The following is a 21,641-nucleotide window of genomic DNA, read 5'->3' on the forward strand; positions in this document are numbered from 1 at the left end:
ATGGTTTTATGTAAAATACCGGCAGAGCCGGAATGCCCTTCCCTATTAATCAAAGAGCTGCGTATATGCTTCGAAAAATATCGATATGTATATAATGCTATATGTAAAGTCACTAATGAATAGTATTAAACCCTTATAAATTCATTCTGTACTTTTGGGAAATGGATGCTGAATGTGGTTGAATTTTCATTGGAGTCACAATTCATATATCCATCATTACTTTCAATGATCTTTTTACATACGTATAACCCAATTCCCGTTCCTAACTCTTTCGTTGTGACAAAGGGTTCAAAAATAGATTCGATCAATTCACTGGCAATGGCCGGTCCATTATTTGAAATTCTAATAATTCTTTCATTCGCCTCAATTAAAGAGTTAATTCTCAAAATTCTTGGATGTTCCTTATCCTTTAAGGCATCAATCGAATTTATAAATAGATTCAAGAACACTTGTTTTAACCCATCCTTGCTCGCTGTCATGACGAAGTTTGGATAAATATCTATTTCCACATTAACACTGGCATCCACAATATTTGCATATGTCAGTTCTTGTATTTCTTCAATTAACTTTAACACTGAAATTTCCTCTCTTTGTTCCTCATTAAAATCTGATTTAGAGGTATGGAGGAATTGGGTTATCCTGAAATTCAGCTGATTTAACTCATAATCAATGATATCCAAATATTTTAAGCCCGGGTTCTCCCTCTTCAGTAATTTATTGAAACCCATGATAGCTGTAAGAGGGTTTCGGAACTCATGTACAAAGCTTGATGATATCTGACCGAGTACCGCTAATTTATCTTTGTGGTTTTCACTAATATAAGACTTTTTTTCCTCAATCACTTCATTTGTAAGATTCGTATATCTCGTTACTGCATGGTAGCTGAACGTATCAAAGTGCAAGTTGATGTCATTAATGAATTTCTGCATATAATTAATTGGGACATTTGCCCCAAAGAGATTTCTGATTATGATATTTCTCCCCAAATTGATATTATAAAGAAAATCCCCAATGTTGATATTTGCTTCTAGACGTTCTTTTGCAACCTGGTAAGCCAATTTTATCAGCACATCTTCAGACAGTACCTCCTTGAACGTTTGGATGACCAGTGAGTACATCCCATAACCATTTTCTTTAACCTTTTCTTTGTAGGGGTCTATTTCATTGATCTTAATAGTCTCGTTCCATTCATTTAAAAACACAGATTCATTTTCTTCCAAATATTGAATCAATACATGTTTATACTTCTTATGTTCAGATGACAACTCCATACTATTGACCACACATCCCCTTACGGAATTTTAGATACTATATCAATAACATCATTCTAAATGAGATTTTGATTTCCTGCACTTCATTATTCATTGTTTTTCAGGTGAAATATAGCTTATAAGGAGACAAGGTATGATAGTTACTTGCAATAACAAAGAACCGACCAAATCAGGTCGGGAATCTGAGATTTTCATAAAAAACAAACTCATCATTCATCTTTTTTTATATACTAAGAAACTATTTCCTTTGAAAGTTGATTCCATATTTTTTCATTTTTCTATAAAGCGTATTTCGGCCGATGTCGAGTTGTTTCGCGGCGTTACTGATATTTCCATTTGTTCGTTCCAATGCATGTCGAATAAGTTGGGTTTCTTGTTCTTGAAAATTTCTTGGTTCTCGATCGGCATTTGCCCCTTCCTCATTTGTAATGAAAGAAACAGGACAAAGTGCAACAAACAAGTCTCTTGTAATCGGGCCATTATCAGCTAGGAATGCAGCCTGTCCGAGCACGTTTTGCAATTCACGGAAATTTCCCGGCCACGAATATTCCAAAATGAATGTTTTAGCTTCGTCAGTTAGTTCGGTATGTTCGCTCTTATAAGGTAAATCCGCTAAAATGTATTCTGCTAACAGCAATAAATCTTTACGACTCCTCAGATTTGGAAGTTTTAAAGATAATCCACAAAGGCGGAAAAATAGATCTGCACGGAATTCTCCAGCTTCAATTTCTTTTTGTAAGTCTTTGTTGGTGGCAGCAATGACCCTAACATCGATTGGAATGGAAGCATGTCCGCCGACACGCGTCACGCATCGTTCCTGAAGCACACGGAGCAGAGTCGCTTGAGCTTGAAGTGGCATGTCCCCGATTTCATCCAAAAACAAGGTTCCGCCATCTGCAGCTTCGAACTTCCCCTTATGCCCGCCGCTTTTTGCTCCAGTAAAGGCACCCTTTTCATAACCAAATAACTCACTTTCCAATAAGTTTTCAGGAATTGCGCTGCAATTGATGGCGATGAATGGCTTATCACTTCTTAAGCTATGCCCATGAATGGATTGAGCGAAAAGTTCTTTTCCCGTTCCGCTTTCTCCAGTGATTAGCAGGCTGATATCAAGCGCTGAAGCTCTTTTAGCAATGGATATGGTTTGATTCATTTGCGGATCATTACTTATTATATCGGTAAATTGATAACGATTAGTTGTTAATCCATCAATCAATTTCTGTTTTTTTAACCGCACGATCACGGATGATTGATGTTCTATATTTTTGCCAAGGGTTTGAACCAAGAACTCCTGGTCTTTAATTGAAACTCTCTGTTCTAAAACAAGTGGGTCTATTCCTGATACAATATTCGATACCGGTTTTTCCAGTGTGCCAATAACATGTGACGCCGCTGAATTAAGATCTGTAACCTTCCCCTCTTTATCAAGGGTAATTAACGGATCAGGGTATGAATCATATATAAAATAAAGGTTTTTCTCCCTTTTTTGTGTATGGGACAATAAGAGTGATTGTTTGATGCTATCAGCCACCCTCTGAACTAAGCTAATGGAAAAAGGATGATAATTCTGTTGATGACTGCTTAAGTTCAAAACACCAAGCAGGTGCCCATCTGGGTGATAAATGGGCGATGCGGCACAAGTAAGGAAATGGTTATCCTGATGAAAGTGCTGACTGCCATGAATCAATACAGGGTTTTTCTCCACAATGGCTGTTCCTATTGCATTTGTTCCTTTTGATTCCTCTAGCCAATTGGCCCCTTTCCTTAGGGAAACATTATCTGCATGTCGGATGAAAGCTGGATCCCCAACTGTTTCGATGATATATCCTTCAGGAGCAGCAAGTAATAAAATGGACTCCAAACCATTAATCGAGTGATAAACTTCTTCTAAAATGGGAGAAGAATGGTACAGGAGTTCCGCATATCGATCGTGGTATTCAGCCAACTCAAATGCACCAAGCATATCTTCCTTATCCATCATGCTTGGCTGAAGTCCCTTCGAAATGCACCGCTGCCATGATTCTTGAATAAATGCCGGTATGGTTCCTTTATCCGCGCTTATATTAACAGACATTGAATAATCCTCCCGTATGTATAATCCAGTAAATCGGCTTCTGTTTTTTATTCAATTTCTTTTAAACTCTATGTGATTCAAAGCTTCAGAGCATTCAGGGTTCGTTCATTCTATTTAATTATAACAGAAAATTCAGATATTCACCAAAATGAAAACAGCCTAAAGGGAACTACTAAACTTTTTTTGTTCCATATTGGAACACCTGCCTGCTCCAATATGGAACAGTAAGGCATCTTCCCATATCCCTCTACCATCTTCTTTAGCTGATTTCATCGGTTTTTTGTTTATGGCATAAGTCTTGCATAATTACATGTCGAGAAATTGATTCCTTTTGATAAAGGGGGGAAAGAAATCAAGTAATCCAGATTTAAAAGAGATTCAGAATTGCTGCAAGCCTGTCAAAGGGAATTGTATAAAAAAAAACATAATAGTATGCCTGATCCTTTTACTTAGAGCCATTGTCCAAACAGATATAGAACTTAAAATGCAAATGAAAAGGGGTATTATACATGGAACAAACTATTAAACTTAATCCACGGGTGCAAGAATTCTTGAAAGGCACTAAAAAGCTTTTGATAAATGGGGAATTCGTGGAAGCTGCTTCAGGAAAAACTTTTGAGACTCTCGATCCTTCAAACGGCAAGGTTTTAGCGGTTGTGAGTGAAGCAGGTCCGGAAGATGTAGATAAAGCGGTCAAAGCAGCCCGTACGGCTTTCGACAACGGTCCTTGGAAAAAAATGAGTGCATCGGAACGCAGTCGCCTCATTTATAAACTAGCGGACCTCATGGAGGAACATAAAGAGGCGTTAGCACAATTGGATACCCTGGATAATGGCAAGCCAATTGGCGAAACCACTAATGCCGATGTCCCCCTTGCAATCGAACACTTCCGTTATTATGCTGGATGGACCACTAAGATAGTAGGACAAACAATACCTGTTGCTGGGAATTACTTCAATTATACCCGTCATGAAGCGGTTGGAGTGGTAGGACAAATCATCCCTTGGAATTTCCCTCTACTTATGGCCGCATGGAAATTAGGCGCAGCCCTTGCAACTGGATGTACGATCGTTTTAAAACCAGCGGAGCAAACACCGCTTTCAGCATTATATTTAGGTCAATTGGCGCTTGAAGCAGGTTTTCCTCCTGGCGTTCTCAATGTCATACCTGGATTTGGTGAAACAGCAGGGTCACCGCTTGTAGACCATCCAGAAGTCGATAAAATTGCCTTTACCGGTTCAACCTCAGTAGGAAAAATGATCATGCGCCAAGCTTCGGGAACTGTGAAAAAAATCTCGTTGGAATTAGGCGGTAAATCACCTAATATCATTCTACCGGATGCAGATATGAGTAAAGCCATTCCCGGTGCATTAATGGGCATCATGTTCAATCAAGGACAAGTATGCTGTGCCGGTTCCCGCCTGTACATTCAAAAGAAATCCTATGACAACGTGGTGGCTGACTTAGTGTCCCATGCAAAAAACATTAAACAAGGGGCGGGTCTTGATCCAACTACCCAGATAGGGCCTTTGGTTTCCAGTGAACAATTGGAGAGAGTGGGCAGTTATATTGAAAAAGGAAAGTCTGAAGGAGCTGAGGTGGTTACCGGGGGCAATTACGGACAAGGAGAGGGTTATTTTGTAACACCTACAATATTTGCAGGCGTTGAAGATGAAATGACAATCGCTAAAGAAGAAATCTTCGGTCCTGTTGTAGCTGCCATGCCTTTTGATGATTTGGATGATGTGATAAACCGTGCAAATAACTCAGAATATGGATTGGCTGCAGGTTTATGGACACAAGATGTAAAAAAAGCCCATTATGTGGCTAATGAATTAAAAGCAGGTACAGTTTGGGTAAACTGCTATAACGCCTTTGATGCAGCTTCTCCATTTGGCGGGTATAAACAAAGTGGAATCGGTCGGGAAATGGGCAGTTATGCTTTGGATAATTATACGGAAGTCAAAAGTGTCTGGATTAACTTAAATTAAAAAAAGAGTGAACGCTGCATATGATCATTCGGCTCAGATATCGTGATTGAAATTCATGTTATCGTTCCCTTTAATAATCGCAAAAAGGTGTACCAAAGTGCGGACTTTGGTGCACCTTTTTCTTGTTTTGTAACTTATAGGGCTTAGATAAAAGAAAAGACCTTTCATTTTTGAAAGGTCTTTTTGTATCCATCATCCATTACGTTCGATTTGCATTTTTTCTCTGTTTGCTTTTTCTTTTTCGATATTTTTCTGTCTTGAAGTTCCGGCTACCAGGATTCCAATCACCACTATTGCTTCAAATCCATATTTAATGAAGGGATTTGTAAAGTAGTCGTGCATGAAGGGTTCAGCTACGATCATTTTAGCAGAAGTCCAGCCTAGTATTCCCGCACCAATTATTATGATGACTGGGAAGCGTTCGATCAGTTTCAGGATCAAAGTGCTTCCATACATCACTACTGGAATTGATACAAGTAAACCGATTACCACTAAAGTGAAATTACCATGAGAAGCACCTGCAACAGCTAGGACATTGTCCAATCCCATCAATGCATCCGCAATAATGATAGTTTTTATAGCAGCCCACATCGAGTCTGCAGGCTTCACATCATGTTCTTCTTCATCGATAAGGAGCTTATAAGCAATCCATACGAGGAGTAATCCCCCTATTAAATGCAGTCCTGGCACCTCTAATAGCCAAACAACCAGCAGCGTTGCGATGATCCTTATCACTATTGCCCCGACCGCTCCCCATATTATCACCTTTTTTTGCTGTTCTTTTGGAAGCTTTCTTGCAGCCAATCCAATAAGGATCGCATTATCACCGGCTAGAACCAAATCTATCATAATGATCGCTAAAAGTCCTGAAATGAATTCACCTGTTAAAAAATCCAACACAATTTCCTCCCTTTTACAAAAATAAAGAGACCTCTGCCAAATATGGCAAAGGTCTCGCTAAGCACTAAATGAATTAGGCCAATAAAGCCGGTGGGATTCCCACGTAATGACGACTTTATTTCAGGTTATCCCTGACGCTACTCCCCTTCACGGGAATAAAGAATATGTAATTCTTTAATATCTTTCCATTAGGAAACTACCAAGAAAAAATATCACTAATTCAGTATACCAAAAATACAAATAAAATAAAGAAAAAAATAAGAGATAGGGAGAATATTCATGAAATTAATCTTGCCTAAATCCTTTTAAAGGATAATTTCAGTCAATCATCCCTTCTAGATATTGGCATAATTCGTTTCCAAGGTTCGGGATATCGCTCAAATCCTTCCCCCAAAGATATTGATTACTTAAGGTCGCTTCTATCAATTGTCTAAGCGGGATTTCCCCATTCTCATAACTAAGCCATTGTTCACTGAAAAATTCAATTGTCTTTATATCGTCTTCAACGACATAGTCTTTACCCGCAAAGCTTTTACCAAGATAACTCCCCTTCATTTCATTAACCTTGTAAAATCGGATCAGGCCCGAAAAACCTCGTACGATACAGTCGGGCAGCCTGCCTTTCGCCCTATGATATTCCTCTAAGGTAGGCAGGAGACGAACCTTGAACTTCGAAATGCTATTCAGCGAAATATCGGCCAGGAGGTGATGTACAAAAGGATTCTTAAATCGCTCAAGAACACTTTCCCCATATAGCATCATCTCATTTTGATCAAAAGGTAATGAAGGAATTATTTCCTTTTCGATGGCATTGCTCAGAAATTGGTTGAATTCCGGATGATCGATTGCCTGTTTTACTTCTTCCAATCCAGATAAAATCCCTAAAGGAGCCAACAAGGTATGTGAACCATTAAGTATCCGTACCTTCCTCATTTGATAAGGCGTTAAATCTTTTACCCAACGCACATTCAACCCGGATTTTTGTAAAGGAAGACGTTGATCAATACAAATGTCACCTTCAATAGCCCATAAATGGTAGGGTTCTGCCGTATTTAGCAGAGCATCCTTATATCCCCATGCCGCAAATAGTTTTTCCGACTCATTGGCTGGGAATCCTGTAACGATACGGTCTACCAGCGAGTTAAGGAAGAGGTTGTCCCGGTCCAACCACTCAATGAATGACTTTGGTAAATCCCAATCCCTGCTATGCTTAAGAACACATCGCTTCAATGAATCACCATTTCTCTCTAAAAGCTCACATGGAAGCATGATCAGTCCTTTTTTCGCATTTCCATTGAAATGAAGATAACGATGATACAAAAAAGCAGTCAGTTTTCCTGGAAAAGATTCAATCGGCTTTCCTTCTACCAAAGGAATCGGCTGATATTTAATCCCTGCTTCAGTCGTGTTGGAAACTACAAATTCCAATTCAGGATTTTCTGCTAGTGCTAAAAATTCCATCCATTCTTCATATGGATCAATTGCCTTCGAAAAAACGGAAATGATCTCTGTATGTTCCACTTTCTCCCCTTGGTGAAAACCACGTAACATTAATGTATACAGTCCATCTTGCCGCTTTACTTCCTCTATCTTCCCTTTTCCGGCGGGCCGAGGCTGGGTAACTGCAATGCTTCCCTTGAAATGACCTTGTTTATTACATTCATAAATCATCCAATCAAAAAAGCCTCGAAGAAAATTCCCCTCCCCAATTTGCAATACTTTTATGGGAAAATCCATCATATGTGAATATTTGACAGCTTTTGTATCTTTACTTAGACGCTTTAGTTGACTATTATTTATGTTCATGATCAAGGAACTCCTTTCTTATTGAAATATCCAATTCAGAGTACGATTTAACATCATACCTAATGCTTATATTTCGACAATAGCCTTGATCACTTTAGCTTCAGGAGTTAACCACCCTTCAAACTGATTGATCATTTCATCCATATGTGTGCGGTGTGTAATAAACTGGCTCATATCCAGTTTGTCATTCTTCAGCGTATTCACGACATAATCAAAGTCATCCTTTGTTGCATTACGGCTTCCCATTAATGTAAGCTCTTTACTGTGGAATTCAGGATCATTAAAGGTAATATCCGCTTTAACTAAACCTACATAAATCAATCTTCCGCCGTGAGCAGGATATTTAAATGAGTCCATCATTGACTTAGCATTACCAGTCGCATCAAATACCGCGCTTGGCATATCTCCATTCGTCAATTGGGCTAATTTCTCCAGTGGATTCTCCATAACGTTCAAAGTATGATCGACATTTGCCCATTTGCAAGCAAACGCAAGGCGTTCATCATTTACATCCATTGCGATCACCTTCGCACCCTGTTCTTTAGCGAATGCCATGACTCCCAAACCAATTGGACCAGCACCAATTACTAGCGCAAATTCCCCTTTATGAATAGCAGCGCGGCTAACTGCGTGAGCCCCTATACTTAAAGGCTCTATCATTGCGGATTGATCAAGTGTGAGACCCTCTGTTCTCACCAAATGATTATAAGGAACCGTTATCCACTCACTCATGCCTCCTTCAGCATGTACACCCAACACTTTCATATCCGTACAGCAGTTCGTTTTTCCACTTCTGCAAGCAAGGCATTTTCCACATTCCATATAGGGGATGATCGATACCTGATCCCCGACTTTAAGCCCTGATTCATTTTCCGGTATGGACTCAATAAAGCCGGATAATTCATGGCCAAGTATTCGAGGATAGCTAAAAAAGGGCTGATTACCTCCATAGGCATGAATATCCGTACCGCAAATCCCTATACGCCGCACACGAATCAAAGCTTCCCCTGAGTTTGGAAAAGGTTTTTCCGATTCGATCATCTTAAATTCAAAAGGTTGTTCACAAACGATACTTTTCACTGAATAACACTCCTTTTTTATAACTTAATAGAAACCGTGTACTATTAAAGAATGACACCTTCTTTAAAGATGCTTATCTCCCTATATCCGAATTTTTCATTATTCGTTTTCTTTTTACCGGATGAAAGCTCAAGAATGTATTGGAATAACTCTTCCTTTAATTCCTCGATCTCTTGGCCTTCAATCAACCGCCCAGCATTATAATCAATCCAGTGCTTTTTACGATCGGCTAATTCCGAATTCGTAGCTATTTTTACAGTTGGCACCGGTCCACCAAATGGTGTTCCTCTTCCCGTAGTGAATAGAACGATATGTGCGCCCGCTGCTGCCAAAGCCGTCACCGAAATCAAATCATTTCCAGGGGAATTGATTAAATTCAAACCATGCTTCACCACTCGTTCTCCATATGGTCTTACATCCACTACAGTGGCATGGCCCCCTTTTTGTGTGCATCCAAGTGATTTTTCCTCCAATGTACTTATGCCGCCTTCCTTGTTTCCAGGTGAAGGGTTTTCATAGATTTCTTGATCATGGCGAATGAAATACTGTTTGAAATCATTAATAAGGCCAACGATTTTATTAAAGGTTTCTTCATCTCTTGCCCTGTTCATCAATATCGTTTCCGCTCCAAACATCTCAGGCACCTCTGTCAATATCGTGGTCCCTCCATTTTCTACAATAAGGTCGGAAACCGCACCAACCAGCGGATTTGCTGTAATGCCTGAAAAACCATCGGAACCTCCGCATTTCAAGCCGATTTTCAACTTTGAAACCGGTACGTTCCGGCGTACGAACCCTTCCGCATATTCCACTAATTCCCCCAATATACGTAAGCCGCTCTCCAGTTCATCTTGAACTTCCTGGGCTTTTAAAAATTTAATCCGATTAGGAGGAAATTCACCTATGACTTCTTTAAATGATTCGATTTGATTGTTCTCACACCCTAATCCTACAACTAAAACCCCTGCTGCATTTGGGTGTTGAGCCAATGCTGCCAATAGTTTCTGCGTATGGGTCAAATCATCTCCCAATTGAGAACAACCGTAGGGATGGGAAAAGTGATGAACCCCATCGATTTGACGATCTTTAAACTGCTCATTGCCCATTTTAGCGAGAAGTTCACATGTTTTATTGATGCAACCTACAGTATTGATGATCCAGATTTCATTCCGGATACCCACTTCCCCATTTTCACGGATATATCCTTGGAAGGTATGATTTTGACTTTGCTCTTTTGTATCTTGAATGCTAGGTTGATAGGAATAATCCAATATACCCTGCAAACCGGATGCTAGATTATGTGTGTGAATCCAATCTCCAATGGAGATATCTTCATTAGCTTTTCCGATCGAGTAGCCAAATTTGATTACGTCCTCCCCTCGTTTAACCGGTTTCACTAACATCTTATGCCCTTTGGGAATGTCGTCATTTGCTTTGATATGGATCATTCCCCTGTCTTCTGTTTGAATCTGGAGGCTCTGTCCTTTATGAATTCCCTCCAAGGAAATAACAACATCATCATTTGAATGCAATTGAACAAATTTATTCATTTTGTCCCTCCTTATCATGAGTAAGTCGTCCAGAACCAAATGTCACTTCATTCCGAAAGCCCTTTCATTTTTAAATCTATATAAATTTTAACATCAATTTTTGAAATATAAATTGCGATTTTTGCTGTAAACATACTCATTCTTGTTGTATTATACTTTCAGGAGATGAACAAATGAAAAAAATCCATAATTCATTAAATCATGATTTACTCTTCCCATTTTCTTTTGTCTATCAAGATACGAAAAGTCCCCAGAATGAATTGTCCGATCATATGCATGATCATTATGAAATTGTTTATGTTTATAATGGTAAAGGGACCTTTTTTATCGGTGATGTGTTTTATGATATGCAGCAAGGGGATGTATTCCTGATCCCGAATAATACCATTCATAGGGCATTACCGAATAAGGACGACCCTGTTACTTCCACCATTATCTTTGTCAGTCCTACATTAATATATAAAGATATGGTTGATGATTCTTTTTCATATTTACATTTGTTTGATCTGACAAAAAAGAGTAAGAATTATAAAATATCATTGCCGCAAAAGAAACAAGTAAAGATGGAGGAACAGCTACAACTCATCCTGCAAGAAACAACTAACCAATTGATGGGCTCGAGGCATGCTTGTTTGCTGACCGTTCATCAAATCATACTTGATTTATACCGTACCCGGATAAATGGCAAACAAGATTTATCCGAGGGCAATAGCTATAGTTCAGAATGGATCAAGGATATTTTAATCTATATTAATGAACATATGGATGAACCATTAACGCTGACGATACTTGCACAAAAGGCATTGGTCAGTCCCGCCCATTTCAGCAGGGTTTTTAAGGAAACGACTGGAATTGGGTTAATCGTGTATCTAAACACGAAAAGGATCATCAAGGCAAAGGAACTTTTACTGGAAACGAATCACACCATTGCCCATATTGCCGAAATGTGTGGTTTTGAAAGCATGCCGCAATTTTATCGCACCTTTAAGAAATACACTGAAAAGACACCAGCTACATTTCGAAAAGAAAATCGGATCCGCTAGGCATGCCTATAAACATGAAAAATTTTAAGTCAGTAAAAATGGAAGTGTCTTCCCTTGATATTTCTTTAGGGAGACACTTCCATTCTATCAATCTATTACGCAGGCTTGACTATCGGTCGTACAAAACGGATGACCGCAAGCGATGCAACAACTGCCAATCCACCTGCAAGCAAGAACGCAACTGTGTATGTGCCTGAGGTATCGACAATGTAACCTGTTAACGTCGGTCCGATGATTCCTGCTGTATTTGCCAAGAAATGCATAAAACCTCCAACAGATCCAACATTACCAGGGTCGACAACATCGTTGACGATTGCCCAGTAAATGGCACCAGTCAAATAAAGGAAGAAGACGGAAAGTGCGACAAGCGTTACTGCACTGATCGTTGTGGATACAAGTCCGGCAAAACCGATACATACCGCCGATAAGAACAAACATGTTACAAGCACAAGCTTGCGTGAGAATAAAACACCTTTTTGAGCGAATTTTTTATAGAAGAAATCCGACACGAATCCACCCAAAGCAAGTCCGATGAATCCAAAAATCCAAGGAATCACTGTAATGATACTCATATTTTCTACACTTAGGCCGCGTGCATCGACCAAATAACTTGGGAACCAAGTTAAGAAAAAGAAGAGAATGTAGTTGTAAGAAAAAAAGGCTAGAGCTGTAAATAAAACCGTTTTTTGTTTTAAATAAAACGTGAATTTCAATTTCCCTTCCGATGTTGCCGCTACATAAGATTTTCCCGTATGTTTCTGTTCTTTTGACTCTTCTGGTTTTTCTTTAACAAACTTCCACCAGCAAATCGCCCATATAAGACCAATTATCATTATGGCAATGAAAGAAACTCTCCATCCATATGAGATGGCAATAAATCCAACTATCGGACCTGCAATGGCGCCACCAAGCGGCGTCCCGCTATTCGTCAAACCAACGACTGATGCCCGTTGATTTGCCGGGAACCAGTTATTCACCATTTTATTGATGGTTGCCGAAAGAGGACCTTCGCCCATCCCAAACAGGATGCGGATGACTATCATACTGGCAAAACCGACAGCAAGTACAAGTGCACCGCTGAATACAGACCAAACGATCATCGCCACGAAAAGCGTGAGCTTTGCTCCCCATTTATCGGACGCCATTCCTCCAAGGAAGTTAAATATGGCATAACCAACTGAAAAGCTACTAAAGATAATTCCCATCTGTGTTGCTGTTAAAGATAAATCATCTTGGATGAACGGAGCTGCAATGGACAGTGCAGATCGGTCTAGATAATTTATTACCCCTGCCAAGAACAAGAATACGATAACCATTCCTCTACCATTTGAAAACATAAAGTACCCCCTATAATTTCTGTAAATGCAGCTGCTTTTTTGGAAACGTTTCCATTTAATAACCAAGAGTAAAGCCTATATGACCTATAACTAAATCGGTTTAGAATTCCCGTAAAAAAGCGCTTTCTTTTTCACAGGAATCTTACATCCGTTTCTAGCAAGAATTCCTTGAAAGCAAAGTCGGTTTCAAGCGATGCACCCTTGTATCCTCATTTCCTGTTTTATTAATTTGACTAAGCAGTAACTCCGCTGCCAAGTTGGCCATTTCAATGGCTGGCTGATTAACCGTTGTGATGGTCGGTGTATAGAAACTGGCATATGGTACATCATCGATTCCTATGACCGCTATGTCATCAGGTATATTGATTTCATGCTGTTTCATGTAACGCAATACTTCATTAAGTACGATATCATTTCCTGCCAATATGGCTTGAGGCGGCTTTTCCAATTCGAAAAATTCTGAAAGCGCAAGCGGAATTTCGTCAGCATTCACGGTTTTAATATATTCAGAATTAAATGGTATCCCATGTGACGCGAGTGAATCCTTGTACCCTTGAATGCGTTCGATTCGAGGACTGATATCGCGTATTATTGAAGTGGTTATGATTGCAATGTGTTCAAGACCCTTTTCAATAAACCGATCAATCGCCAACTTGGAAGCAAGGTGGTTATCGAGCATGACTGTAGCAATATTCAATTCCTGGATCGTCCTATCCATGAAAACAATCGGGAATTGATCACTCTTCATACGTTGATATAAATCAAGGTTGTCCCCTGTGGGAAAAATGATGATCCCATCCACTTGTTTAGCTCTTAGCATTTCAATATAATTCTTTTCCTTTTCAGGGTTGTCATCTGCATTGCATACGATAATATGGAACCCTTGTTCATAAAAGTAGTTTTCTATCGCTCTAATAACTTGCGTTGAAAACGTGTGAAGGATATTGGCAACCACTACCCCAACGGTAAAAGTGGACTTTTGTTTTAAACTGCGCGCTATTATATTAGGCTGATAGTTTAACTCTTCTATTGTTTCTTCTATTTTTTTCCTGGTTTTTTCACTCATATATTCGTAGCGTTTGTTCAGGTATTGGGAAACTGTGCTTTTTGATACTTTCGCGTGATTGGCGACATCAGTAATTGTAATGGTTTTCATTTCATTCATTCCTATCGTGTGATTTCAATTCTCTGCCTAACAAAAATGGCTTAGATATATAAGGAATATTCTATTATAATAAGTAAAGCTTTACAATCACCTTCTGATGCAGTAAAAAGTCAATTTCCCATACCATGGAACTAATTTAATCACGGTCACTTGTTTGCCTTTTTATTGGACCTGAATTCAGACGCCTGAGTATGCCATGAAACCACCATCGACCGGTACCGTAATTCCCGTGACAAAGCCCGAGTAGGATTCATCAACGAGCCAAAGCAAGGTACCAAGTAAATCTTCCGGCTGCCCAAAACGCTTCATGGGTGTTGAATTAATGATTTTATTAGACCTTGCTGTAAAGCTGCCATCTTCATTAAGCAGGAGATCCCGATTTTGCTTCGTCAAAAAGAATCCTGGAGCAATGGCATTCACCCGTAAACCTGCTTCGGCAAAATGAACAGCCATCCACATCGTAAAATTATTTATCGAAGCTTTGGCAGCGCTGTATGCCGGCACTTTAGTCATTGGAGCGTAGGCGCTCATGGAAGATACATTTACGATAACTGGGGCTTCCACTTGCAATAATTCTTTCCCAAAAACCTGACTGGCCAAAAATGTACCGGTGAAATTACTGGCAAAAACTTGGGAGAAACCATTTTCATCCAAATCAAAAAAGGATTTCCCAGCTGCTTCTTCCCCATATTTCTCTGGAACTGTAATGGCATCAGGATGATTACCTCCCGCTCCATTTATTAATAGATCCACTCTTCCGAATGTTTCTATTATTTTCCCTCTTGCATTATCCAATGAGGCTCTATCCAAAACGTCTGCCGCAATGGATATCGCAGTGCCCCCTGTTTGTTCAATGAGTTCAACCACTTCTTGCCCTTTTTCGGCCGTTCTGTTCAATATAGCTATCCTGACACCATGACGAGCCAATTCCACAGCCATTTTGGAACATAAAACTCCGCTGCCTCCAGTGATCACCGCTACCCTGTTCGATAAGTTTTCATGGATGGGAATCATGATACCCCACCTGATTTACCAGCTTCATATGCATCCCATAATCCAAGCAAATACATGATTCCCAATGCTCGGTCATATAAACCGTAACCTGGACGGCAATCTTCACCCCATATATGGCGGCCATGATCCGGCCTGACATAGCCAGTATAATTTTGCTTATTCAATTCTTCCACGACGCCCTGTATATTGATGGATCCATCCTGAGTATGATGGGATGTTTCCACAAAGTCACCATTTTCATAAATCTTCACATTTCGTATATGGGAGAAAGGAGAACGGTTTGCATACTTTTTAGCCACTTGGACCATATCATTTTCAGGATTTGCCCCCATCGATCCTGTACACATAGTAAACGCATTCGATGGTGAATCCGAAATCGAGATCAGTTTTTCATAGCTCGATTCTCCGGTGATGATTCTTGGCAATCCAAAAATGGACCACGGCGGATCATCCGGATGAATAGCCATTTTAATGCCGCAAGCCTCTGCAACAGGTAATATTTCTTTTAGGAATATTTCAAGATTCTTCCATAGCTGCTCCTCGTCGACAGTTTTGTAAGCTTCGAATAATTCAGAAATCCGATCCATCTTTTCTGGTTCCCAACCTGGTAAAGTTAAATCTGAAGCTTCCGTCACAGTACGAATCAAATCTTGCGGTTCTAACGTATCCACTTTCGCCTTTTCATAAAATAGGGCAGTTGAGCCATCTTCCAAAGGATGGAACATTTCCGTTCGAGTCCAATCAAAGATCGGCATGAAGTTATAACAAATGACTTTCACTCCAGCTTCCGAAAGATTTCGGATCGTCTCTTTGTATTTCTCTATATATATCATGCGGTCTTCGTTACCCAATTTAATCGATTCATGGACATTTACACTTTCTACTACATCCGTGTGAAAACCAAATGATTGGATATACTCGATTTCTTCTTTAATTTCTTCCTTTTCCCATACCTCTCCAACAGGTTTTTGGTGTAGTGCCCAGACAATCCCTTTCACTCCAGGAATCTGTTTAATGTGCTCCAATGTAACTGTATCATTGTCTTTCCCGTACCATCTAAATGTAATGTTCATCATGCACCTCCGTCATTCCGCAATCTTTTGCATGTATTTTCCGCTTAATTCCACTGCTGCTTCATGGCCGCCATTTATATAGGCTTTGTTCAAGTCACTGCCGATCCCGATTGCTACCGCGCCTGCATTCAGCCAGTCCTTCATGTTATCCAAATTAATTCCGCCGGTTGGCATGATTCTTACATTAGGCAGTGGTCCATTGACCGACTTGATGAAAGAAGGTTCAAAATGGTTTGCCGGAAATAACTTCAAAACATCACAACCTGCTTCCGTTGCCGTTGCCATTTCTTTAATTGTCATGCAACCAGGCATATAGGGAATGCCGTATCGATTACAAAGTTCGGCTACACCACTGACAAAATAGGGACTGACGATAAAATTGGCACCAGCTAAAATCGCATGTCGAGCCGTTTCAGAATCAAGTACCGATCCTGCTCCTAAGAGTGCAGCCGTATTCTGCAGTTCTTTGAAAGCATCTTCAATTACCGGTGTTGTATAAGTCAATTCTATTGCCCGAACACCGCCTTCCACAGCTGCTTTGGACAGTAGTGCCGCCTCATTCGCATCCCGTCCCCGGATAACAGCTACAACTTTCGTTTCCGTTATTCGATGAATGATTGAATGTTTTTCCATAACTCCTGCCCCCTTAATTAAAAACGATGATCGCTTTTCGAACTTGTTCGGGATGATTTTCCACAAAATTAAATGCTTCCTGGATATCATCGAGCGAAAATGTATGGGTAACTAAAGCTTCATGTCTGAGTTTTCCTTCATTTAAAAGTTTAACCACTTTTGGGAACTGATTGGTTTGCAATCTAGATCCTTTAACCGATACTTCCTTTTTAGTGATTGGTAGTTGGGAAATCGATGAAGGACGTTCATCAAAACCGAGTACTACAATCCGGCCCGCCGTTGATACGACATCAAAGGACAATTCAAATGTCATCGGCAAGCATACTGCATCAATGACAACGTTGGCCCCTTCTCCATTCGTCCATTCTTCCACCCTTTTTTGAACATCTTCTTTTCCCGCATGGACGGTGATATCGGCGCCGTTTTCTTTAGCGAATTCCAAACGCTCATCACTTAAATCCGTTATCATAACTGATGCTCCTTGAAGCTTTGCCATCTTTAATATGCAAATCCCAATAGGCCCAGCTCCCTGGATAAGCACCGTTTCCCCTTCCTCCACTTCGCCTCTCCAAACGGCCTGTGCGCCGATGGTGTATGGCTCAGCCAATACTATTTCTTCCCAATCTAAAGAGGAATCCACAACATGCAATTGTTTCTCGGGAAGGACGAACCATTCTCTCATCCCACCATCTTCATGTACGCCAAAAACGGACAGTCTTTCACAAACATTTTGACGGCCCTTGCGGCAGGCGTAACACTTCCCGCAATAACTGATGGGCTCAATAACAACGTGGTCCCCGACTCTTATTCCCTCGACGCCTTGTCCTATCTCCACAACTTCCCCCGCTACTTCATGCCCAACGACTCGCGGCAGCGTAGCAAGAGGATTCGTACCATGGTAAATATGCATATCCGATCCACAAATCCCGACTCTTTTTACTTTTACAAGGACATCCGTCGAGTTCGAAATCCGTGGTTTTTCCACTTCTTGTATGATAAGTTCATGAGCTTTCCGTACTTGAACCGCTTTCATTTCTCCCACCTACTTTGTAAGAAATTCATAAACACTTGATGCAATCGTAATACCTTGTTTCAGGTTTTTTTCTTCATTGATTTGTTCAATCTCACCCGGTACATATACGCGATCAAACCCTGGAGCAGGTTCAACCTGTTGCAGCTCTTCGATCATTTGATCCATTTGCTCTAAAAATATATCAGTATCCGTAAAGAACGAAGGATTAATTACACAAAAATAATGTCCCAGCTTCCGTTTCTTATCAAGATCGTCATACATTTTCCCAATGTGCGGGCCAAATGCCGCACCGGCCAATAATCCAGAAAACACATCTACAATTACCGATAGACCATAGCCTTTTGGGCCTCCGAAAGTGGAAAGGGAAACGACTTTATTCGGATCTGTGACCGCAGCACCATTTTCATCAACACCCCATCCTTCAGGGATTTCCTTTCCCTCTTCACGTGCCTGGAGAATTTTCCCCAATGCAACATTGGACGTTGCCATATCAAGAATAAAGGGCTTCTTCGTTTTAGCAGGAACTCCGTAAGCGATTGGGTTGGTACCAAGAAATGATGTTTTTCCCCCGAACGGGACCACGATTTTATCCGTATGTGACATCGCGATGCCAATCAACTTTGCATCAGCGGCTTTTTGAACGAAATAGCTTAGTGCTCCGCAATGGCTGCTATTAAAAGCAGTCACCATTCCAACGCCATTTTCTCTAGCCATTTCGATTGCATGGTCCATGGCCACGTCACTAATCACATGCCCAAATCCATCATCCCCATCAACTACACCGGTAACGGGCCCTGTCTTTTGGAAGGAAATCTGGGCATCGGGATTTATACCTCCTGCCTGTAAACGGTTCACATAATGCTCTGTTCGCAAAACACCATGGGAATTGACATTTCTGAGATCGGCATGAACCAATACTTCCGCAATTTTTCCGGAATTTTCTTCATTCAAACCCACTTTGGTCAGCTGTTGTATGACTAATCGTTTTGCTTCCTCGGCTTGTATCGTTACTGTTGCCATTTTCTCCCCTCATTTCTTTCAGCCATCTATCTTTCTATTACAGTCTCATTCTGTATGAAAGGCATTACTTCATCCAAATATGGTAATCCTTCATTGTCCCCTGCAACAGTGGTGACAAGAGCTCCTACACCATTTGCGAATGCCAATCTTTCATCAATCGATAAGCCATTAAGGTATCCGTAAATATAACCGGCATCATAACCATCTCCCGCACCAACAGTATCTACAGGTATAACAGGGAAGGCTTCTTTGTCATGCCATTCACTTTTGGTATATAGTTTTGAACCATGTTTCCCGTCCTTAATGACAAGCTGATCAATAGCATTCACCTTTGCAAATTCCGCCAAAGATTCTTTTGAGTCAGTACCGATGATCAATCTTATTTCATCTAAACCTGTAAGCAAAATATCAACATTTGGAAAAATATCATAATAAACTGATCTTGCTTCCTCGATGGACCATAGCTTTAAGCGGATATTCGGATCAAAAGAAACAGGTATATTTTTTTGTTTTGCAATTTCCATTACCCTCTTGGCAATATACACATTTTTCGGATCTATAGCCAAAAAAACTCCAGTAAGGTGGACTATATCAATCTCTTCAAACATCTTCTCTGTTATATCTCCCGGCTCTAAAGTTAAGATGGGAGATTGATAGCGGTAATAAAATGTCTTTCCGGAACCATCCTCCCTAATTTCTTTAAAGTTGAGAGATGTTGGATATCCATTTACATAGGCAACATCTCTCATGTCCACGCCTTCTCCACGAGCGAAATTATAAATAACTTTACCGAACTCATCCTTACCTAAACGGCTTATCCATTTTGCCCGCATGCCAAGCCTTGCACAACCAATCGCAAAATTCAGTTCAGCGCCTCCTACTTTTCGCTCAAAACGGTTAACGAATCTTAAAGGTCCTGTCTCTTCCGGATTTAGCGTAATCATGGCGTCGCCCAGCGTTAAAACACCATATTTTGATGACAATACAGTACCTCCTTCTTTCGAACAATCACAAATAAAAACAAAAACATTTGATCATATCACTTTCATTATGCTTTTAGCTAAATCGATTTAGTTATTTACTAAACCGGTTTGGTAAATCATAAGGAAATTGTAAATGAAAACCCTATCAAAAACAACAGAAAAGTTTGATAATTTATAATTTTATTTTTATTTGATATTTTTCCATATTAAATTTCAGCAAAATATATCATAAAAAACCATATTACGGAAAAACGGAAGGCACTGTTTAACCCTTCTTTATTAATGATTGAGAGTTTCCGATTTTTCCCCCGAGGGCTTTCAATCAAATTTACTCTTTGCTATTAATTTGGAGAAAGTTGTATAATATATCAATTGTTAAATAAGTTTGAAAGGTTGTTTGGAATGAGTTTTTTGAGAATATACATCTTACTTACCGGAATAATGATTACATGGGGGTTAAATGTCTCAGTTATTAAAATTTTAGTTGCCAATACGCAGCCCGTAACGATAACTTCTATGAGAATTTTTACTGCTTCTCTTATAGTCATTATTATCCTGTTCTTCTTTGGACTAATACGACTTCCTAAAAAAAGTGAACTTTTCTACGTTTTTGGAGGAGCGCTTTTGAGTGTGGTTTTTCATCATTATTTTTTAGCTGAGGGATTGACGAAGACTTCCGCCTCGAATGCTGGACTGATTTTGGGCATGGGACCAATATTGACTGTCATCTTGACCATGATTTTCTTTCGAAAAAAACCCACGTTAATCAGGCTTCTTGGCTTTATCTGCGGTGCACTGGGTGTGAGTTTTACCGTTATGGCAGGAAGCGGAGGACTTCATTCTATTAATCTTGGGGATGTGGATATTTTGCTTTCCATTCTTTCACAGGCATTGAGTTTCATACTTATTAATAAAGCCTCAAAAACAATGGATCCACGATTACTAACCGGCTACATGATGCTTATCGGGTCTTTTATTCTTTTTGCCATCAGCTTATGGAAGGAACCAGAGGGCTTATCTTCACTTGCAACGGCACCGCCATCCATCTGGGGAGCTTTCTTTTTCTCCGCTATTTTTGCCACTGCCCTCGGGCACATGAGCTATAATTATGCCATTGGTAAAGTAGGAGCAGCCGAATCTTCCATATTTCTAAACTTAAACACTTTATTCTCTTTGTTAGGGGCAGCATTTTTCCTCAATGAAGCCCTTGTTCCTGCACATTTCATCGGACTTATCTTCATTGTTTCAGGAGTATTGCTTGGCTCTGGTGCAATTGAAATATGGATTCTCCAAAGGAAAAACAAACGTTTATCTGCCTAGGGCCGGAGCAAAACCTAGATTTCTTGACTTTCTATGTAAAAAGCTAAGAGATCCTACGACACTGCCATTCTTAAAAAATGGCTTGTCATGGGGTCTTATTTTTATTGTCCAGCCCCAACCCAACTACAAATAAATAATTGCAGAATAATAATTGGAGATTCATAACCGTTACAAAATACCCCCAAAATTGCATGGACATGTCCATTGAAGTGTGCCTGTAAAGACAAGCTTTTCTGTCAGTTGGGGCCCTTTTCTTTCAGAGGAACCTCCTAGTAGTCATATTGCCGGATTGGTTTGATGAATTTATATAAAAAAGAGACTGTCTATGCGTTTAGACAGCCTAAGATT

17 protein-coding genes are annotated in these 21,641 nt (G+C 40.0%); 3 read left to right on the top strand and 14 right to left on the bottom strand.

Going from position 1 to position 21,641, the window contains the following annotated elements:
• Positions 1–125: 125 nt before the first annotated feature.
• The gene (locus ACIQYG_RS09590) at positions 126–1,271 is read right to left on the bottom strand and encodes a histidine kinase N-terminal domain-containing protein (protein WP_402837430.1); all 1,146 of its coding nucleotides are present in this window, start codon (positions 1,269–1,271) and stop codon (positions 126–128) included.
• A 238-nt stretch (positions 1,272–1,509) separates the two neighbouring features.
• On the bottom strand, positions 1,510–3,345 hold the full coding sequence (locus ACIQYG_RS09595; protein ID WP_402837432.1) for a sigma-54-dependent Fis family transcriptional regulator: 1,836 nt from the start codon (positions 3,343–3,345) through the stop codon (positions 1,510–1,512).
• A 509-nt stretch (positions 3,346–3,854) separates the two neighbouring features.
• On the opposite strand from ACIQYG_RS09595, the gene ACIQYG_RS09600 reads away from it, so the two are divergent.
• The gene (locus tag ACIQYG_RS09600) at positions 3,855–5,336 is read left to right on the top strand and encodes an aldehyde dehydrogenase family protein (RefSeq protein WP_402837433.1); all 1,482 of its coding nucleotides are present in this window, start codon (positions 3,855–3,857) and stop codon (positions 5,334–5,336) included.
• Positions 5,337–5,528: 192 nt separating this feature from the next.
• On the opposite strand, the gene ACIQYG_RS09605 is transcribed toward ACIQYG_RS09600, so the two are convergent.
• From ACIQYG_RS09605 to ACIQYG_RS09620, 4 genes are all read right to left on the bottom strand, one after another.
• On the bottom strand, positions 5,529–6,233 hold the full coding sequence (locus ACIQYG_RS09605) for a TerC family protein (RefSeq protein WP_402837435.1): 705 nt from the start codon (positions 6,231–6,233) through the stop codon (positions 5,529–5,531).
• 321 nt (positions 6,234–6,554) lie between these two features.
• Positions 6,555–8,042: a tagaturonate reductase gene (locus ACIQYG_RS09610; protein ID WP_402837437.1), complete on the bottom strand. Its 1,488-nt coding sequence runs from the start codon at positions 8,040–8,042 to the stop codon at positions 6,555–6,557.
• 66 nt (positions 8,043–8,108) lie between these two features.
• Positions 8,109–9,122, bottom strand: coding sequence for a zinc-binding alcohol dehydrogenase family protein (locus ACIQYG_RS09615; RefSeq protein WP_402837439.1), 1,014 nt, complete (start codon positions 9,120–9,122; stop codon positions 8,109–8,111).
• Between the two features lie 44 nt (positions 9,123–9,166).
• Complete coding sequence (locus tag ACIQYG_RS09620) at positions 9,167–10,672, bottom strand: UxaA family hydrolase (protein ID WP_402837441.1); 1,506 nt, start codon at positions 10,670–10,672, stop codon at positions 9,167–9,169.
• A 173-nt stretch (positions 10,673–10,845) separates the two neighbouring features.
• Here ACIQYG_RS09620 and ACIQYG_RS09625 point away from each other — a divergent pair, with 173 nt between their 5' ends.
• The gene (locus ACIQYG_RS09625) at positions 10,846–11,715 is read left to right on the top strand and encodes a helix-turn-helix domain-containing protein (protein ID WP_402837443.1); all 870 of its coding nucleotides are present in this window, start codon (positions 10,846–10,848) and stop codon (positions 11,713–11,715) included.
• Between the two features lie 95 nt (positions 11,716–11,810).
• On the opposite strand, the gene ACIQYG_RS09630 is transcribed toward ACIQYG_RS09625, so the two are convergent.
• The 8 genes from ACIQYG_RS09630 to ACIQYG_RS09665 form a co-directional block, all read right to left on the bottom strand.
• Entirely contained in the window at positions 11,811–13,052 is a 1,242-nt protein-coding gene (locus tag ACIQYG_RS09630; RefSeq protein ID WP_402837445.1) for an MFS transporter, read from the bottom strand.
• Between the two features lie 154 nt (positions 13,053–13,206).
• Positions 13,207–14,208 carry a LacI family DNA-binding transcriptional regulator gene (locus ACIQYG_RS09635; RefSeq protein ID WP_402837447.1) on the bottom strand — a complete coding sequence of 334 codons (1,002 nt, stop codon included), beginning with the start codon at positions 14,206–14,208 and terminating at the stop codon, positions 13,207–13,209.
• 186 nt (positions 14,209–14,394) lie between these two features.
• Positions 14,395–15,231 carry an SDR family oxidoreductase gene (locus tag ACIQYG_RS09640; protein WP_402837449.1) on the bottom strand — a complete coding sequence of 279 codons (837 nt, stop codon included), beginning with the start codon at positions 15,229–15,231 and terminating at the stop codon, positions 14,395–14,397.
• Positions 15,228–16,304, bottom strand: coding sequence for a mannonate dehydratase (gene uxuA, locus ACIQYG_RS09645; protein ID WP_402837896.1), 1,077 nt, complete (start codon positions 16,302–16,304; stop codon positions 15,228–15,230). Before uxuA ends, ACIQYG_RS09640 begins: the two co-directional genes overlap by 4 nt.
• Before the next feature lie 12 nt (positions 16,305–16,316).
• A complete protein-coding gene (locus ACIQYG_RS09650; RefSeq protein ID WP_402837451.1) occupies positions 16,317–16,937 on the bottom strand; it encodes a bifunctional 2-keto-4-hydroxyglutarate aldolase/2-keto-3-deoxy-6-phosphogluconate aldolase in 621 nt (206 codons plus the stop codon).
• Positions 16,938–16,950: 13 nt separating this feature from the next.
• A complete protein-coding gene (locus ACIQYG_RS09655) occupies positions 16,951–17,970 on the bottom strand; it encodes a zinc-binding alcohol dehydrogenase family protein (RefSeq protein WP_402837454.1) in 1,020 nt (339 codons plus the stop codon).
• Positions 17,971–17,979: 9 nt separating this feature from the next.
• On the bottom strand, positions 17,980–18,990 hold the full coding sequence (gene allD, locus ACIQYG_RS09660) for an ureidoglycolate dehydrogenase (protein ID WP_402837456.1): 1,011 nt from the start codon (positions 18,988–18,990) through the stop codon (positions 17,980–17,982).
• Positions 18,991–19,016: 26 nt separating this feature from the next.
• Positions 19,017–19,973, bottom strand: coding sequence for a sugar kinase (locus tag ACIQYG_RS09665; protein ID WP_402837458.1), 957 nt, complete (start codon positions 19,971–19,973; stop codon positions 19,017–19,019).
• 402 nt (positions 19,974–20,375) lie between these two features.
• On the opposite strand from ACIQYG_RS09665, the gene ACIQYG_RS09670 reads away from it, so the two are divergent.
• Complete coding sequence (locus ACIQYG_RS09670) at positions 20,376–21,293, top strand: DMT family transporter (protein ID WP_402837460.1); 918 nt, start codon at positions 20,376–20,378, stop codon at positions 21,291–21,293.
• Positions 21,294–21,641 lie beyond the last annotated feature (348 nt).

Origin of the sequence: Peribacillus sp. NPDC096622, from assembly GCF_044762665.1 — a bacterium.
Taxonomy (GTDB): domain Bacteria; phylum Bacillota; class Bacilli; order Bacillales; family DSM-1321; genus Peribacillus; species Peribacillus frigoritolerans_B.

What these genes read in the sequence shown, in the direction of transcription:
- ACIQYG_RS09590 (WP_402837430.1), bottom strand. Translation starts at nt 1,271, where the DNA reads ATGGAGTTGTCATCTGAACATAAGAAGTATAAACATGTATTGATTCAA.
- ACIQYG_RS09595 (WP_402837432.1), bottom strand. Translation starts at nt 3,345, where the DNA reads ATGTCTGTTAATATAAGCGCGGATAAAGGAACCATACCGGCATTTATT.
- ACIQYG_RS09600 (WP_402837433.1), top strand. Translation starts at nt 3,855, where the DNA reads ATGGAACAAACTATTAAACTTAATCCACGGGTGCAAGAATTCTTGAAA.
- ACIQYG_RS09610 (WP_402837437.1), bottom strand. Translation starts at nt 8,042, where the DNA reads ATGAACATAAATAATAGTCAACTAAAGCGTCTAAGTAAAGATACAAAA.
- ACIQYG_RS09620 (WP_402837441.1), bottom strand. Translation starts at nt 10,672, where the DNA reads ATGAATAAATTTGTTCAATTGCATTCAAATGATGATGTTGTTATTTCC.
- ACIQYG_RS09625 (WP_402837443.1), top strand. Translation starts at nt 10,846, where the DNA reads ATGAAAAAAATCCATAATTCATTAAATCATGATTTACTCTTCCCATTT.
- ACIQYG_RS09630 (WP_402837445.1), bottom strand. Translation starts at nt 13,052, where the DNA reads ATGTTTTCAAATGGTAGAGGAATGGTTATCGTATTCTTGTTCTTGGCA.
- ACIQYG_RS09635 (WP_402837447.1), bottom strand. Translation starts at nt 14,208, where the DNA reads ATGAAAACCATTACAATTACTGATGTCGCCAATCACGCGAAAGTATCA.
- ACIQYG_RS09640 (WP_402837449.1), bottom strand. Translation starts at nt 15,231, where the DNA reads ATGATTCCCATCCATGAAAACTTATCGAACAGGGTAGCGGTGATCACT.
- uxuA (WP_402837896.1), bottom strand. Translation starts at nt 16,304, where the DNA reads ATGAACATTACATTTAGATGGTACGGGAAAGACAATGATACAGTTACA.
- ACIQYG_RS09650 (WP_402837451.1), bottom strand. Translation starts at nt 16,937, where the DNA reads ATGGAAAAACATTCAATCATTCATCGAATAACGGAAACGAAAGTTGTA.
- ACIQYG_RS09655 (WP_402837454.1), bottom strand. Translation starts at nt 17,970, where the DNA reads ATGAAAGCGGTTCAAGTACGGAAAGCTCATGAACTTATCATACAAGAA.
- allD (WP_402837456.1), bottom strand. Translation starts at nt 18,990, where the DNA reads ATGGCAACAGTAACGATACAAGCCGAGGAAGCAAAACGATTAGTCATA.
- ACIQYG_RS09670 (WP_402837460.1), top strand. Translation starts at nt 20,376, where the DNA reads ATGAGTTTTTTGAGAATATACATCTTACTTACCGGAATAATGATTACA.